This window comes from Priestia sp. JNUCC 25 (genome assembly GCF_053667915.1).
On record NZ_CM132211.1, the window covers coordinates 4,989,318 to 5,005,103 of the forward strand.

14 protein-coding genes are annotated in these 15,786 nt (G+C 36.7%); 10 read left to right on the plus strand and 4 right to left on the minus strand.

Going from position 1 to position 15,786, the window contains the following annotated elements; genetic code table 11:
- Positions 1 to 690, minus strand: coding sequence for a hypothetical protein (locus JNUCC25_RS26185; protein WP_223269013.1), 690 nt, complete (start codon positions 688 to 690; stop codon positions 1 to 3).
- Between the two features lie 357 nt (positions 691 to 1,047).
- On the opposite strand from JNUCC25_RS26185, the gene pdxK reads away from it, so the two are divergent.
- A complete protein-coding gene (gene pdxK / locus JNUCC25_RS26190; protein WP_013085513.1) occupies positions 1,048 to 1,872 on the plus strand; it encodes a pyridoxine/pyridoxal/pyridoxamine kinase in 825 nt (274 codons plus the stop codon).
- A 33-nt stretch (positions 1,873 to 1,905) separates the two neighbouring features.
- Here the strand turns inward: pdxK and JNUCC25_RS26195 are convergent, their stop codons facing one another.
- Positions 1,906 to 2,775, minus strand: coding sequence for a Cof-type HAD-IIB family hydrolase (locus JNUCC25_RS26195; RefSeq protein ID WP_013059866.1), 870 nt, complete (start codon positions 2,773 to 2,775; stop codon positions 1,906 to 1,908).
- Positions 2,776 to 2,863: 88 nt separating this feature from the next.
- Positions 2,864 to 3,571: a beta-phosphoglucomutase gene (gene pgmB, locus JNUCC25_RS26200; protein WP_029319445.1), complete on the minus strand. Its 708-nt coding sequence runs from the start codon at positions 3,569 to 3,571 to the stop codon at positions 2,864 to 2,866.
- Positions 3,572 to 3,847: 276 nt separating this feature from the next.
- Here pgmB and JNUCC25_RS26205 point away from each other — a divergent pair, with 276 nt between their 5' ends.
- The 9 genes from JNUCC25_RS26205 (at position 3,848) to JNUCC25_RS26245 (ending at position 13,918) form a co-directional block, all read left to right on the plus strand.
- Positions 3,848 to 5,485, plus strand: a complete 1,638-nt coding sequence (locus tag JNUCC25_RS26205) for a PTS transporter subunit IIBC (protein ID WP_025752447.1) — start codon at positions 3,848 to 3,850, stop codon at positions 5,483 to 5,485.
- Between the two features lie 4 nt (positions 5,486 to 5,489).
- Positions 5,490 to 6,275, plus strand: coding sequence for an endonuclease/exonuclease/phosphatase family protein (locus JNUCC25_RS26210; protein ID WP_013059869.1), 786 nt, complete (start codon positions 5,490 to 5,492; stop codon positions 6,273 to 6,275).
- Positions 6,276 to 6,566: 291 nt separating this feature from the next.
- Entirely contained in the window at positions 6,567 to 7,667 is a 1,101-nt protein-coding gene (locus tag JNUCC25_RS26215) for a glycosyltransferase family 4 protein (protein WP_029319447.1), read from the plus strand.
- Positions 7,664 to 8,602 (plus strand): glycosyltransferase family 2 protein, encoded by a 939-nt coding sequence (locus JNUCC25_RS26220; RefSeq protein WP_013059871.1) that lies wholly within the window; start codon positions 7,664 to 7,666, stop codon positions 8,600 to 8,602. The genes JNUCC25_RS26215 and JNUCC25_RS26220 overlap by 4 nt, the downstream gene beginning before the upstream one ends.
- 2 nt (positions 8,603 to 8,604) lie before the next feature.
- Complete coding sequence (locus JNUCC25_RS26225) at positions 8,605 to 10,323, plus strand: DUF6020 family protein (RefSeq protein WP_013059872.1); 1,719 nt, start codon at positions 8,605 to 8,607, stop codon at positions 10,321 to 10,323.
- Entirely contained in the window at positions 10,323 to 10,658 is a 336-nt protein-coding gene (locus tag JNUCC25_RS26230; protein WP_013059873.1) for an EamA family transporter, read from the plus strand. The genes JNUCC25_RS26225 and JNUCC25_RS26230 overlap by 1 nt, the downstream gene beginning before the upstream one ends.
- The gene (locus JNUCC25_RS26235; RefSeq protein ID WP_013059874.1) at positions 10,651 to 10,983 is read left to right on the plus strand and encodes an EamA family transporter; all 333 of its coding nucleotides are present in this window, start codon (positions 10,651 to 10,653) and stop codon (positions 10,981 to 10,983) included. Before JNUCC25_RS26230 ends, JNUCC25_RS26235 begins: the two co-directional genes overlap by 8 nt.
- A 30-nt stretch (positions 10,984 to 11,013) precedes the next feature.
- On the plus strand, positions 11,014 to 12,516 hold the full coding sequence (gene murJ / locus JNUCC25_RS26240; RefSeq protein WP_013059875.1) for a murein biosynthesis integral membrane protein MurJ: 1,503 nt from the start codon (positions 11,014 to 11,016) through the stop codon (positions 12,514 to 12,516).
- 25 nt (positions 12,517 to 12,541) lie between these two features.
- Positions 12,542 to 13,918, plus strand: a complete 1,377-nt coding sequence (locus JNUCC25_RS26245) for an O-antigen ligase family protein (RefSeq protein WP_029319451.1) — start codon at positions 12,542 to 12,544, stop codon at positions 13,916 to 13,918.
- A gap of 27 nt (positions 13,919 to 13,945) precedes the next feature.
- Here the strand turns inward: JNUCC25_RS26245 and JNUCC25_RS26250 are convergent, their stop codons facing one another.
- Positions 13,946 to 15,745 carry a cation:proton antiporter gene (locus JNUCC25_RS26250; protein ID WP_029319453.1) on the minus strand — a complete coding sequence of 600 codons (1,800 nt, stop codon included), beginning with the start codon at positions 15,743 to 15,745 and terminating at the stop codon, positions 13,946 to 13,948.
- Positions 15,746 to 15,786: the final 41 nt, after the last annotated feature.

A 15,786-nucleotide genomic window follows, 5' to 3' on the forward strand; every position in this document is an offset into this window, starting at 1 on the left:
TTAGCTATAAAAAACACGACTATTTAAAGCTTTGTGTATCTGTTCACTGGTAATCTCCGGTACTATTGGCCAGAATTCAGGAGTAGGAAACATAAGGTTACTAGGCGTTCTATTATGATTTCCATCTAGTTCATGAAAAGGTTCTGGATCATCCGTCTCGTTAAAACGATTCGTAATAAACATAAAATGACCCAATTCATGTGCGAGAAGATACTCATCTGTACTTGCATTTGTCATAATAATAAGCGGAAAAGAATTATAAGTTACAGCGAGAGTAGATGAATAATCAAAATTAACAGGCCCAAATCTATTTCCATTCATGTAAAATACATACACATCAGCATTTTGACAAACTTTTCGGCCAGTTTTAAGCATTGCTTGTACCATTGTAAGATGACTAGACCCTCCAATTGGAAAATTTTCCGCATTACTAACAATGCCACTGATGTTTTCCAAAAAAACAACTGAACGTGTAATAGTAAATGTAACACCTTGGATTAATCGGTTTTTCTCATATTGTTTCCATATTTTATTAGCAGCCGCTATGTCTCTTTTTACACGATTGGGAACTATAGACTGATTATCTGTGGAGTTTCTACCAACTTTAGCTCCTGGTAATACAATTATACAAACATTTAAAGTGCCTGCCTTAACAGTTCGGAAGTGATTGTTTGTTAAATTTGAATTCATATAATAATCTTTGTGGTTTTTTTTGCGAGGTTGTGATTTATTGAAAGAATACGAATCGTCTTTATAACTGTCATGATTAGAATGTTTTTTTATGTGAATCACCCTTTCTTAAGTTTCTCTTTATTTTATTCATGAAAAGAAAGAGTGCTTGTGCCATAAGTTAAAAGAGGCTAAGACAAAAGTATACACTTAGGATTCATACAGTTTTTAGAAATTGAATATCTACATTAAAAGCGATAAAATAAAAGAAAAAGTGAATGGAAGAAATTTATCTAAAACACATTGGGCAGCTAAAAACCGACCGGTGGAAGTTTTACTCTATTTTCTCTATGAACTTAAAATACGGGAGGATTTTTTATGACAATGAATAAAGCATTAACCATTGCGGGTTCTGACAGCAGCGGCGGAGCTGGCATTCAAGCAGATTTAAAAACATTCCAAGAACTAGGTGTTTACGGAATGACAGCTTTAACAACAATTGTAACAATGGATCCCGATAACAGCTGGTCTCATAACGTATTTCCACAAGAAGTTTCAACTGTTGAACAGCAGTTGAAAACAATTGTAAAAGGCGTAGGCGTACAAGCTCTAAAAACAGGTATGCTTGGCTCAGTGGAAATTATTGAGCTAGCCGCAAAAACAATTGAAGAATATGGTTTAAAAAATGTCGTAGTAGATCCTGTGATGGTATGTAAGGGAGAGGACGAAGCGCTTCACCCCGAAACAACTGTCAGCTTGCGTGATGTACTAGTTCCAAAAGCAACAGTCGTAACGCCTAACTTATTTGAAGCTAGTCAATTAAGCGGACTTGGTCCTATCAAAACGGTGGATAAAATGAAAGAAGCAGCCGTCAAAATTTTTGACCTTGGTGCCGAATATGTATTGATTAAAGGCGGAAGTAAATTGGCGCATGAAAAAGCAATCGATTTGCTTTATGATGGAAAGACGTTTGAGATCTTAGAGTCTGAACGTATTGAAACGACATTTACGCACGGTGCTGGATGCACATACTCAGCTGCGATTGCCGCTGAATTGGCAAAAGGCAGTGACGTCAAACAAGCTATTTATACAGCAAAAGAATTTATTACAGAAGCAATTCGTCATTCGTTTGCTTTAAATCAATATGTTGGACCAACAAACCACGGTGCATACCGTCGTAACAAGGAGAAAGTAACAAACTAAAAAGCATGCCTAAAGGCATGCTTTTTAGTTTGCTTATTGTTTAACTGTTTCAAGCGCATTTAAAATAGCTTGAGCTACGCCGTGCTCGTCATTTGTTCCTGTTACGATATGGGCAAATTCTTTAATTTCTTGAGGGGCATTCCCCATCGCTACAGCACGTCCAACTCGCTGAAACATCGATACGTCGTTATAATTGTCTCCAATGGCCATCGTTTCTTCTAAAGAAATATGGCGCTCTTGAACAAATGATGTAACTGCAATTCCTTTTTGAGCATTTTCATCATTTATTTCAATATTTTCTTTACCAGATGCACTGACTGCAATCGAATCTAACTTCACAAGTTCTATTTTTGCCTGTTCTAACTTTTCTTCGTCAAAAGAGAAAGCAAGCAGCTTATAAATGTCCTTGTTTGGATCTTGAAACAACGCTTCATACTCTTCAATAAGCTTTACTCTGCCGCTATTGAAACGCTCTTTTGCCGCTTCTAACGATTTTTCATAATTATCTTTTAAGCTAGCGCTTAAATAAATATCCATTAATACCGACAAAGCTTTTTCATAGTCATTTGAATACGTACCTTCACTTGTATAGACTTCAAAGTACAACTGAAACTTCTTAAAAATATTTTCTACTTCGCGAATAGATTCCATCGTCATGCCTACTGAATATTGTTTTTCCCCTTGTGGATTCCGAAGCTCTGCTCCGTTTGCACAAATTAAATATGTATGAAGTCCTGCTTCTTCTAAAACATAACGGGCCTCTTCATAAGAACGTCCCGTAGCAATAACAACTTCCACCCCTGCCTTTTGAGCTGTCTTAATCGCTTGGGCATTTTCTTTACTTACAACTTGTTCACTATTTACTAAAGTTCCATCCATATCGATCGCAATACATTTAATCATGATGTACCCCTTCCTATGTATCTTTGCTCTCTTATTTTATTCTAGCATATGTTTTTTTGCGCTTTGCTACTTGCATGTAAAAGATTTACTAATTTTTTGTATACGCTCTGTTATAATCTGTTCCTTTTCTTGCTTTTTCGAAAACCTCTTTGATCGTCTTTAAATGCAAATCAGCTGTTGAATATACGTGAAAATTCATATCCTCTTCCTTCAGATGCTTACCAACGCCGATAGAAACCATATCTGTTTGATTAATAGCTTTTATGCCCGCCTCTCCATCTTCTATGGCCACACATGCATAGGGTGTTACTTTTAATTGATCGGCAGCTGTCAAAAATATTTCTGGATGTGGTTTTCCCTTCTTTATTTTTCTCACATCCACAATGCAATCAAAAAAAGGACGTATTCCTAACGCATCCACTACAGTATTTGCATTTGAACTAGAAGAAGCAATCGCCGTTTTAATACCTTGTTTTTTACAATCCTCTAACAACAATTGTATTCCTGGAAGTAAGTCATTCTTTGTCATTTCCTTTATTAATGCTTGATAATGCTTATTCTTTTCATCAGCAAGCTGTTCTTTTTTTTCCACTGTGAGACGTACGTTGCCTTGTGCAGCAATGAGCTCTACAGTTTTCACTCGGCTGATTCCCTGCAGCTGCTGATTCAGTTCTTCAGAAAATGAAACGTTAAGTTGATCTGCTACTTTTTTATTTGCTTTATAATATAAATGTACCGTATCTGCAATAACACCGTCTAAATCAAAAATAATCGCTTGTAGCTCTTCTTTTTTCATATTATCCTCCTCTGTACTTGTCTTTATGCCATTATTTGAATGCTTTTATTACATTCCATCATGTTAAAATACCGTTGATATTGTTCACTTTATCATAAAAATTTTTTCATCATTTATGATTCATGAATAAATTTTTCAAAAAAAGAGAAATTACAGTCTTGCATTATGAAAGCCCTTTTATTACAATAGGGTTATGCAAACGGTTGCACTATCTTGGAAATATAGTTTATCAAAAAAATAAAATGAAAACCCATACATAGGGGAAGGGGAAAAACTATGAAAAAGTTCTTTTCATTTGATTTTTGGCAGAAATTTGGTAAGGCTTTATTAGTAGTAGTAGCGGTTATGCCCGCAGCTGGTATTATGATTTCACTTGGAAAGCTAGTTGCAATGACTGGGGGAGACATCACTGCTGTACAAACAATTGCACGCGTGATGGAAGATATAGGTTGGGGTATCATTACAAATCTTCACATCTTGTTCGCTGTTGCCATCGGGGGATCTTGGGCAAAAGAACGTGCTGGCGGTGCATTTGCTGCACTCATTGCATTCATTCTTATTAATCGAATTACAGGAGCCATTTTCGGAGTTAAAGCAGAAATGCTCTCAGATTCAAAAGCAACGGTTCAATCACTGTTTGGACAAGAATTAGTTGTAAAAGACTACTTCACATCTATTTTAGGATCTCCCGCTCTTAACATGGGAGTGTTCGTAGGAATTATCGCTGGGTTTTTAGGCGCGAATTTATTCAATAAATATTACAACTATGATAAATTGCCTGAAGCCCTTTCGTTTTTTAACGGTAAGCGCTTCGTACCATTTGTGGTCATCGGTGGTTCAGTTGTAACGGCACTGCTTTTATCCATTGTATGGCCGTTTATCCAAGGTTCATTAAACAGCTTCGGACAGTGGATTGCAACATCTAGAGACACAGCTCCTATTCTAGCACCATTTATTTTCGGAGCATTAGAGCGCCTGCTTCTTCCATTTGGTCTTCATCATATGCTGACAGTTCCTATGAACTACACGGAGCTAGGTGGTACGTACAAAATTTTAACGGGTTCTGGAGCAGGTTCCACTGTTGCTGGTCAAGACCCTTTATGGCTCGCTTGGATTGCAGATTTAAATAATTTCCGCGCTGCAGGAGATATGGACAGCTACAAACAGCTCTTACATGACGTTACACCTGCACGATTTAAAGTAGGACAGATGATTTTATCTTGTGCGTCATTAATTGGAATCGCTTTAGCAATGTATCGTAACGTAGATCCTGACAAACGTTCGAAATATCGTTCAATGTTCTTTTCAGCTGGACTAGCTGTTTTCTTAACAGGCGTAACAGAACCGATTGAATTTATGTTCATGTTCGCGGCACCTCTTCTATACGTCGTATACGCCATTATGACGGGACTGGCTTTTGCCATTGTTGATATTGTTCATGTTCGAGTACACTCATTTGGTGTAATTGAACTATTAACACGTACACCAATGATTATCAAAGCCGGACTATGGGCTGACTTAATGAACTTTGTCATCGCCTGCCTTGTATTCTTTGGCTTAAATTTTGGAGTGGCAAACTTCTTAATCAAACGTTTTAACTTCCCAACGCCGGGACGTAACGGAAACTATATCGATGAAGAAACAACTGCAACAAGCAGCAAGCAGGTGAAAAATGATTCGCTTGCCCCAGTCATTATTGGACTGCTTGGCGGAGAAAACAATATTGAAGACGTTGATGCTTGTATGACTCGCTTACGTGTAACGGTAAAAGATATACATGCCGTTGCAGGAGAAAGTGAGTGGAAACAAAATGGAGCCCTTGGTTTAATCTTGAAAGATAAAGGGGTACAAGCTATTTATGGACCTAAAGCGGATGTTTTGAAATCCGACATTCAAGATTTGTTAGGAGCTTAACATAATGAAGCTATTAACGTTAAATTGCCACTCTTGGCAAGAGGAAAATCAGCTAGACAAGTTATCTTGTCTAGCTGAAGTAATTAAAAAAGAAAAATATGATGTCATTGCTTTACAGGAAGTAAGCCAAAAAGTAGACGCACCTTATGTATATGACTACATTCGTAGCGATAATTACGCTTGGCTTTTAGCAAAAGAGCTGGGTAAGCAAGGTGAAGACTATCAATTGGTATGGGATTTATCTCATATAGGCTATGAAGTGTATGAAGAAGGAATTGCCATTTTAACGAAACACCCGATTATTGAGGAGCATTCATTTTTTGTTTCCCAAACGTCAAATATTGACTATTGGAAAACGAGAAGAATTGTTGGAGCAACAATCGAATATGAAAAAGAACTCCTTACGTTTTATTCTTGTCATCTTGGCTGGTGGGATGACGAGGAAGAGCCGTTCAAGCAGCAAGTTGATACGCTGCTAGCTCATGTACACAAAGATAACCCATTTTTCCTACTCGGAGACTTTAATAATGACGCTCATAGACGAAATGAAGGTTACGACTACCTGTTGAGCCAAGGCCTCTATGATACGTATACTCTATCGAACAAAAAAGACAGCGGTATTACAGTTAAAGGTAACATTGCTGGATGGGATGATAATGAACGGGCACTGCGCCTTGATCTAATTCTATCGAGTCATGCGCAGGATATTCAGTCATCAACTGTGGTTTTTAACGGCATACATTATCCCGTTGTTTCCGACCATTTTGGGGTAAGCGTTGAAGTGAAATAAGTGACATAAAGCGAACGAATAGCGTTCGCTTTTTTTCGTGTGATTATGATGATGTGAAAATCATCTTCTTTACTGCTTTATCTATCGTTTTAGAAGTGTCCGATAAACTTTCGCATTTTAAAAAGTAGGTGTGCTATAATATTGTGATGTTGGCGATATGCAACCCATTTTTGCATGTTTATCGATGAAATCGCTCAACTTAATAGTAAGATGATACATGTAAGCTCTATTTAAATGAACACCCGTTGTCATTATCATAAACTAATAAAGAAAAATAGGTGTGAAACAATCATGAAAATTTTGTTGATTTCAAATATGTATCCTTCGGAACAATTCCCAAGCTATGGTGTATTTGTTCAAAACACTGAAAAAATTTTAGTTCAACATGGTATTCAAGTTGATAAAATTGTCATGCAAAAAAAGACAAGCAAATTAAGCAAGCTTTTTAGCTATGCTTCTCATTATGCTAATGTTGTCTTGACGGGCTTGACAAAAAACTACGACTACCTTTACGTACATTATGCATCTCATAATGCTCTTCCGCTGCTGATTCTTAAAAAGCTAAAGAAGAATGTGAAGATTGTGACAAACGTGCATGGTTCAGACGTTGTACCTGAAGTACCTTCACAGGAAAAGTATCAGCCTAGAGTAAATGACTTATTGCAACATTCCACTAAAATTATTACTCCTTCTCCTTATTATAAAGGGCTCGTTGAAGAGAAATATAAGGTTCATAATCCAATCTATATTTTTCCAAGCGGAGGAGTGAATAAAGATCTGTTTCACCCTTATGCAGATAAAAGCAAAGCTTATCAAGAACTAAACTTGGACTCTACTATCCGTTATCTTGGATGTGTAAGCCGCATTGATGTGGGTAAAGGATGGGAATACTACCTGCAAGCAATTGCAAAAGCTGAACAACAAATGCCCACTTCTTACAAATACCTATATGTTGGAAGCGGAAAAGACGAAGCTGCATTTAAGGAAATGATCAAGACTCTGGGCCTAGAGGAAAAAGTCATCCATTTCCCTCTCCTTCCTCAGTCCTCTCTTGCTTACGTATATAATGCGATTGAAGCATTCGTGTTTCCGACCGTAAGAAAAGGAGAAAGTTTGGGCTTAGTCGGCCTCGAAGCTATGGCTTGCGGAGCACCCGTAATTGGGAGTCAGATTGGTGGTCTAAAAGATTACATTATAGACGGAAAGAATGGTCTATTCTTTGAGCCTAAAAATGTAGACGAACTAGCTTCACAGCTACAGGCTTTTATTAATCTTCCTGAAGATGTGAAACAGCAAATGTCTCAACAGGCGTTACAAACAGCAAACCGCTACACAGTAGATGTAATTGCTGAACAACTCCCAACAATTTTTTTTGATGAGGTGGAAAAATGAAAGTCGCAGTTTTAATTCCTTGTTATAACGAGGAAGTAACAATTGGAAAAGTAATTGACGATTTCAAACGCGAACTGCCTAGTGCAGATATTTATGTGTACGATAACAATTCAAAAGATCGCACAAGTGAAATTGCACTTGAACACGGGGCAATCGTCAAAAAAGAATTCAAGCAAGGAAAAGGAAACGTTGTACGTTCGATGTTTCAAGAAATTGATGCAGATTGTTATGTCATGGTAGATGGGGATGATACGTATCCTGCAGAATTTGTTCATCAATTAATTGAGCCTATTAGAAATCGAGAAGCTAACATGGTCATTGGAGATCGTTTATCAAACGGAACGTATCTCGAAGAAAACAAACGTGCTTTCCATAATTTTGGTAACAACTTAGTACGTTCTTTAATTAACGGCCTTTACAAAAGCAACATTAAAGATATCATGACAGGTTATCGTGCATACGATAAATTATTTGTAAAATCAATACCTGTGATGAGCCCGGGATTTGAAATTGAAACAGAAATGAGTCTTCACGCGTTAGATAAACGCTTCCGCCTAAAAGAAATCGCGATCGATTATCGCGATCGACCTGAAGGCAGCGAATCGAAACTTAATACGTTCTCTGATGGATTTAAAGTGTTACGAATGATTTTTACGTTATTTAAAGAGTACAAGCCGCTTCAGTTCTTCTCCATTTGGACAGTGTTATTTATTGTCGCAGGATTAGCTGTTGGTGCTCCGGTACTTTATGAATTTTTTGATACAGGCTTTATTACTAAAGTACCTTCATCTATCTTAGCAACTGGATTGATGGTGTTAGGTGTTTTATCTTTCGTCTGTGGATTAATTCTAGATACAATCGCTTCATTAAATCGCAAGCAATATGAATTAGAACTAAATAAAAAAATTGAACAGATTGAACAAGTAGGAGAATAACAATGATGAAGAATAAAAAAAGTATTTTGCTGCTTACAGTAACAGCTTTAATTATTCTTATCGGTTTAAGTATTGGTAATCCAGACGGTGTTCAATATCTTTCCCTTTTTGCTGCACTTGTATTTACCATCATAAGCTCTATTTTTATTTATAAAAATAGAGCTTATGCTTCATTTAAACCGCTAGAATGGCTATTGCTGATTGTTTTTTCGTTTATCGTACAGTTTTCGCTTTTAGATAACTTACATATGACGAGCTCAACTATTTTTTCACTCGTTTTGTATGCCATCAGCCGTACTTTATTGGCAATGCTGCTGACGGCCGCTGTACTCAGCGCTATCAAACAGATAAACGATTTTCACTATAAATTTGCACACCCAAAGCGTTACCTAGGAATTGTTACGATTCTTATTTTAGCTGTTAGTCTATATTACTGGTTCGCCTTTTTCCCAGCGGCCATGACTCCCGATTCATTAGCACAGTGGAGACAGGCACATAACGGAGAATTTAACGATTGGCATCCTATTATGATTACGTGGCTGATTATGCTGCTGACAAAAATATGGGATAACCCAGGAATTGTAGCATTCACGCAAATTGTTGTTGTAGTAAGCATATACGCCTATACGTTTGACTTTTTCATTAAACGCAAAGCACACCCTGTTATGATTGGACTTTTAACAGCTATTATTGTCATTATTCCAAGCTTTTTAATCTTTTCAATTATTATTTGGAAAGATATTTTATACAGTGCTTTTCTGCTGTTTTTTACGGTGAATATTGCAAAAATCTATTTATCAGAAGGTGCTTGGATTAAAAGTAAAGCAGGCTTTTTCTTACTTTTACTTTCCGCATTTGGAGTAGCTTTCTTTAGACATAATGGTTTTCCTGTATTTGTTTTGACTTTCCTTTTAATGATCGTCTTATTCAGAAAAAATTGGAAACCTCTTGTCACGATTTTCTTAGTCGTCTTTATTTTACAAAAGATTGTTACAGGCCCTGTGTTCACTTGGCTTGATGTACAGCCTTCGGATCCAAATGAAGCTTTGTCTATCCCAACTCAACAAATCGCAAACATCATTTCAAATGATGGGGAGATGTCAAGAGAAGAGCGCGAATATTTTAATAAAGTGCTTCCTATTGAATTGTGGAAAGAAAAGTACAATCCATATAAAAGCGATCCTATTAAATTCACTTGGAAATACTACGACCGCGAGTTTATTTTTAATGATCTAGGTCTTTATTTTAAGAATTATGCTAGCATTGTCATCAAAAATCCTTATCTAGCAACGGAAGGCTTTCTCAAACAAACGGCTTTAGTATGGCAAATCAATCCTTTTAAAGATGGCTACACAGATACGTATGTAACCAACATTTATTACGGGAATGATTTAGGTCTTAAAAATAAAGTAATCGAGCCGTTTATTACGCATACTGCCAATGCTTACTTAGCTATTTTTAAGCACCCTGTTTTTACATTCTTATGGAAACCAGCTTTTTATCACTGTGTCATTTTATTATTTTCATTAATGCTAGTGATTCGAAGAGGAATTACGTCACTTATTATCGTCATTCCTTGGGCTCTTAACACGCTTTCTGTTCTTGCGGCATTGCCGGCTCAAGATTTTCGATATTTATTAGCAAGCGTATTTGTGTCTTTCTTCTTTATTGGTCTTCCTTTTGTCCGATTTGATCAGAAAGAAAGGGATGTGACCTCCTGATGGAGAGCAATTACAACAAAAAGCTAGGAATCACACTCATTATCGTGGCTTCCCTGTTTACAGCTGTTGGACAACTTTTTTGGAAGTTGTCCGAAGCTTCATTTAACTTAAATTTAATTATTGGTTTTTTTCTTTATGGATTAGGAGCGGTTTTTATGATTGCCGCTTTTAAATTTGAAAGAGTTTCCTTACTTCATCCATTTTTAAGCCTAGGATACGTAATCAGCATTGCTCTTGGTTTCTTTCTATTAAATGAAACCATTAGCCCTATGAAGCTGGTCGGTACTCTTATTATTATCGTAGGTGTAATTTTAGTAGGTGGCCAAGATGAATAGTATCCCGCTTTTAATTATTATGACCCTTTTAGGTTCAGTTGGAGCTGTCTTTTTCAAGTATATTTCTACGTATTTAAATGAAAAAAAGATAAAGCTAGCGCTTATTTGCTTTGTGGGTGGCGGCCTTTTTTACGGGACGGCAGCTCTGCTTAACGTGTATGTTTTAACGCTGTTACCTTATTCTATTGTATTTCCGCTCACGTCTATTACGTATATTTGGACATTAACATTCGGTTACTTTCTAATTAAAGAAAAAGTTACAACAAAACAAGTTATCGGCTGTATTCTTCTAATTGTCGGATGCTTCTTTATTGCTAATAGTTGATGAGATAACTTGAAAAGGTAGGAGTTTCGCATGAAAAACTTAAAATTCGCGAGCATTTTACTGCTCATATCAACATTATTTTTGAAATTTTCTAGTATGATTCGTGATTTAGTTATTGCTAACTATTTCGGTACAAGTTATATCGTCGATTCATACAACGCAGCAATGATCATTCCAAACGCTTTTATTTTATTTATGTTAACGGGGATGAAGGATGCGTTTATTCCTAGTTATTTACGTTATGAAAAAGAAAATAAAGGAAAGGTTCATTTGACTAATATTGTTAAATCAACCTTTCTTATTTGTTTCATTATTTCGGTTCTCGGATCAATTGCCGCTTTCTTTTACTTTCCCGCTTCGTATTCTAATTTTTCCAAAGCAGCAATTGAACTAGGAATTTATACGGGCGTTATGTACTTCTTATCTCTTTCACTAGTTGGAGTGAATGCCGTATACGAAGGTGTATTTGATGCACGAAGTCAATATTCTTTCTCCGTGTTTTCTCAAACGGTTGTCGTACTATTTACGATTTTAAGTACAATCCTATTACATTCAATTATGGGCGGCTATGCAATTGCTCTTGGCTATTTTATAGGAACAATTGCTTCTTTCTTAATTAAAGTTGTCTATTTTAAACCGCAGCATCTGCTGTTATGGAAGCAAAAAATTGACCGTGATGAAGTGGTGGCTTTTTATAAAGTATTCATCCCTGTTGGTGTGACCATTATGGTCGGTCAAATTAATTTAACTGTAAACTTCTTCTTTGCTGGCTCCTTTGGTGAAGGTGTTATTTCATACTTAAATTACGCCTTCAGACTTGTAAGTATTCCCCAGGCAATATTCGGGGTTACGGTCGCAACCATTATTTATCCGCTGATTGCAAGAGCCATTTCTGAAAAAGATGAAGAACGCTTTAAATCAGGAATTGAAAAAGGGATTACGTTTATGCTGATGCTGCTAATTCCGACGATTGTTATTATGATCTTTTATATGAAAGACATTGTAATGATTGCTTATCAGCGCGGTGCATTTGACGCACATTCAACGTTAAAAACAACGGATGTATCTTATTATTACCTAGGTTCGGTGTTTTTCTATTCGCTGCAAGCTGTTCTTGCAAAAGGATTTTATTCTCTTCAAAAAGGTTATCTTATTATGAGAGCAGGCTTATTATCTATTGTGTTAAATATCATCTTTAACATGATTTTCACTAAATTTATGGGATACCAAGGATTAGCACTTTCCATGTCAGTGGTTGCCTTTTTCTACACGGCCATCGTATTCGTTATGCTGGCAAAACAAATCAATCACTTCCATTACGGATATCTAGTGAAAGAAACAGGAAAAATTCTTTTAGCTTCCGTACCTGTTGCTATCGTCATGTTCTTCTTAAAGGACATCGCATTTTTGAATTCATTACATGTTATCTTACGATTTGGTATTGTCTGTATTGCAGGTGGTTTAGTATACTTAATGTCGACGCTATTATGCAGAGTAGAAGGTGTTATGCTTTTAGTTAAAAGAAAACGTTAATTCACGTAAAACAGGAGAGTACTATATGAAGAACACATACTGGTTATTTTTTCTGTTCGTTGGTTTTATTTCAATTCAGCCAATTATTGATATGCTAACGACGTACATGGTTTTGAACATGGATAGTGGTCTCTCAATTGGGGTTGTTATTCGCTTTCTATATATGATTTTTGCAGGTGTCCTACTTTTAGTGTTTGCCAAACAGTCAAAATGGGCTAGATATTCGATTATCTACCTTATTGCTTTTGCACTCTTTCTTGGACTCAATATCTACTTAAATCATCAATGGAAAGATCCTTATTATATTGGGCAAGAAATTAAATTTTTCAATAAGGTTGTTTATATGAACGTTACCTTACTTGGAATGATTGTGATGTTTTCACATTATCGATCGTCTGTGGATGTAAAAAGAATACTGAGCAAAAACTTATTGACTGCTTCACTCATCATCAGTATTGTTTTTATCGGTACAATGCTAACAGGTACAGCACTAGAGAGTTATCAGTATAATAAAATCGGATTCAAAGGCTGGTTTTATGCAGCGAATGAGCTAGGGGCAACCATTGCTATTTTGCTTCCTCTGACACTGCTTTTAGCTTTAGATAAAGTACGTTCGTTTTCAAAAGCTTATTACTGGATTCCTTTTATCTTATTAGCCGTTTCATCCATCATGCTTGGAACGAAAGTAGGCTTAGGTGCCGTTATTCTTTCTTTAGTTGTAGCAACAGTTGTCTTATTTGCAAAATTATTTACGAATAAACGCAGCTTAATTAAAGCCAACTTAGTAATCTCAATTCTGCTTTTAATTGTAACCGGAGCAACTACTCCGATTTCTCCAGCTTATAAAAACACATATACGCACATCGATATGTTAGAAGCTAAAAAAGAGAAAACAGAGAAAGAAAAGCCGGAAAAGAAAGAAAAAGAAAAGCCTGCTAAAAAGAAAAAACAAAAGGAATCAAATTTAGATGACAAAGATATTCAAAATCTGATTCTAAGCAGCCGTGAGCAATTTTTAGCTCATCATAAGGAAGAGTATGCAAAAGCACCTATTGCACGAAAAATGATAGGTATGGGCTTTTCTGGTGACTATACCAAGCAGCTTCCGCCAAAGATGATTGAAATGGATTTTTATGATTTGTTTTTCTCTTTAGGTATCATCGGATTTTTACTATGGGTTCTTCCACTTCTAGTAGTTGGTTTAACCGTGTTGGTTCGATTATTTAAAGACCCATCACAGCTTCTGGATGAAAGCTTTATGATGTATAGTACAGCAATTGTATTAGCTCTTGGAATTGCTTTTGTAGCTGGGCATGTCTTCACCGCACCAGCCGTTACCATCTATTTTGCAGCAGCTGCTGCTTATCTGTTCGTCATTCATTTTAAACAAAAACAAGCATAAAAAACAGGCCATTGAAGGCCTGTTTTTTTATCTTTTTAATGGCTGAAGGCTTAATACCGTATCACCCGCATTAACGTTTATTTCTTGATCATGAGCAAAAAAACTCAATGCCTTTCCTTGCTTGCTCACTGCTAGTAAAAGAGAATCATCGCTTTTCTCCTCAAGATATGTTTCATACGTATATTCATCCGTAATTTTTGTATTGTAAATCGTATATCCGTGCTCCATTTTATGATGCAGAAACTCCCACGTAATTCCTTTCTTAAAGAGCATGCGTCCTCTTACTGTGTGCATAATTTCATCGACGTCTTCTCTTGAATCTTCTCGGTCACGAATGCTCAATTGAAAAACATTGTTCCGCCCCATATCTTGAAGAAAAGCAGTACAAACAAGCGCATTATATGCATCTAACTCAGTTGCAGCAATCACGTATTCATAAGGAGTTAAATCTAGATGATATTCCGTTTGCTCAGCTAGAACTTCTCCGTGATACATACCTACTTCCGCTCTGCGCGCAACTCTTAAACGCTCCCACGAAGAATCAGCAACTAATACTGGATAGCCCAGCTGTTTTAACTTGGAAGCAAAGGCAACCGTAAAATCATTGCTTCCTACAAGCAAAATACCAGGTTCTTCTCCAATTGATAAATCAAGCTTCTTAGCTAGCCATGAAAGGGAAAAACCGTGTGCACAAACCGTAGCAAACACTAAAGCAAATGTCAGAGTTGTTAGGATGGAAGCATCTTTAAATCCTTCATCAATTAGTACTTTCGCAAAGTAGCTCGAGACCGTTAACGCTACAATTCCGCGCGGGGCAATCCAGCCAATCAGTATTTTTTCTTTTATAGATAAATCTGTCCCTACCGTTGATAAAAAGATGGAGACAGGTCTGACAATAAACAGCATAAGTAAAACAAACAAAATAATATTCCAATGAAAAATTTCAGTAATGGTCTTCATCGTCAGTCCAGCCGTTAACATGATAAAAATAGTAGAAGTCAATAGAACCGAAATGTTTTCTTTAAAATGTCGCATATCACTAATAGATGAAATATGCATATTAGCAAGCGTAATCCCCATCGCTGTTACTGCTAGAAGACCTGTTTCATGCTTAATTTCATCAGCTACCGTAAAGCAGGCAATAACGACAATAAATACGACCGGAGATTTTAAATACTCTGGAATATGACCCTTTTGAAACATCCATCCTATTCCGCGGCCAAGAAGCCACCCTATTAAAACAGCAATAATAGAGGCTGCAAAGAAAAAGAGAATTGTTTTTCCACTCACTTCTCTCAGCACTAAAAATTGAACAATTTCAAACGAAAAAACGGCCAGCAGTGCACCAAATGGATCAACAATAATACCTTCCCATTTTAAAATCGCTGCTGGTTTTGGTTTTAATTTAGCTTGTCGTAAAAGAGGTAAAATCACGGTTGGACCCGTCACAATAAAAAGCCCTCCGATAACAATTGCCACCGCCCATGATAAATCCGCTATATAATGAGCAGCTAAAGAGCCTAAAATCCAAGCTAGCATGGCTCCGAGCGTCACAATGCGAAACACGGGCTTTTCGATTCCCCTTACCTCTCTCATGTCTAAATTCAAGCTGCCTTCAAATAAAATAACAGCTACAGCAATCGATACAAAAGGATCAAAAAGCTGAGCAAATTGTGCTTTAGGATCAATTAAACCTAAAATAGGGCCTGTTAGTAGTCCGATAATTGACATCACGACAATTGCTGGTAACTTAAATCTCCAAGCCAGCCACTGAGATAGAACTCCTAGTCCCACTACGAGCGTGATATGTATAAGCATAGGTTCCATTGTATCTTCCTTCTCTCGTTCGCATAATGTGTATATATTTT

What these genes read in the sequence shown, in the direction of transcription:
- JNUCC25_RS26185 (WP_223269013.1), bottom strand. Translation starts at nt 690, where the DNA reads ATGAATTCAAATTTAACAAACAATCACTTCCGAACTGTTAAGGCAGGC.
- pdxK (WP_013085513.1), top strand. Translation starts at nt 1,048, where the DNA reads ATGACAATGAATAAAGCATTAACCATTGCGGGTTCTGACAGCAGCGGC.
- JNUCC25_RS26195 (WP_013059866.1), bottom strand. Translation starts at nt 2,775, where the DNA reads ATGATTAAATGTATTGCGATCGATATGGATGGAACTTTAGTAAATAGT.
- pgmB (WP_029319445.1), bottom strand. Translation starts at nt 3,571, where the DNA reads ATGAAAAAAGAAGAGCTACAAGCGATTATTTTTGATTTAGACGGTGTT.
- JNUCC25_RS26205 (WP_025752447.1), top strand. Translation starts at nt 3,848, where the DNA reads ATGAAAAAGTTCTTTTCATTTGATTTTTGGCAGAAATTTGGTAAGGCT.
- JNUCC25_RS26210 (WP_013059869.1), top strand. Translation starts at nt 5,490, where the DNA reads ATGAAGCTATTAACGTTAAATTGCCACTCTTGGCAAGAGGAAAATCAG.
- JNUCC25_RS26215 (WP_029319447.1), top strand. Translation starts at nt 6,567, where the DNA reads ATGAAAATTTTGTTGATTTCAAATATGTATCCTTCGGAACAATTCCCA.
- JNUCC25_RS26220 (WP_013059871.1), top strand. Translation starts at nt 7,664, where the DNA reads ATGAAAGTCGCAGTTTTAATTCCTTGTTATAACGAGGAAGTAACAATT.
- JNUCC25_RS26225 (WP_013059872.1), top strand. Translation starts at nt 8,605, where the DNA reads ATGATGAAGAATAAAAAAAGTATTTTGCTGCTTACAGTAACAGCTTTA.
- JNUCC25_RS26230 (WP_013059873.1), top strand. Translation starts at nt 10,323, where the DNA reads ATGGAGAGCAATTACAACAAAAAGCTAGGAATCACACTCATTATCGTG.
- JNUCC25_RS26235 (WP_013059874.1), top strand. Translation starts at nt 10,651, where the DNA reads ATGAATAGTATCCCGCTTTTAATTATTATGACCCTTTTAGGTTCAGTT.
- murJ (WP_013059875.1), top strand. Translation starts at nt 11,014, where the DNA reads ATGAAAAACTTAAAATTCGCGAGCATTTTACTGCTCATATCAACATTA.
- JNUCC25_RS26245 (WP_029319451.1), top strand. Translation starts at nt 12,542, where the DNA reads ATGAAGAACACATACTGGTTATTTTTTCTGTTCGTTGGTTTTATTTCA.
- JNUCC25_RS26250 (WP_029319453.1), bottom strand. Translation starts at nt 15,745, where the DNA reads ATGGAACCTATGCTTATACATATCACGCTCGTAGTGGGACTAGGAGTT.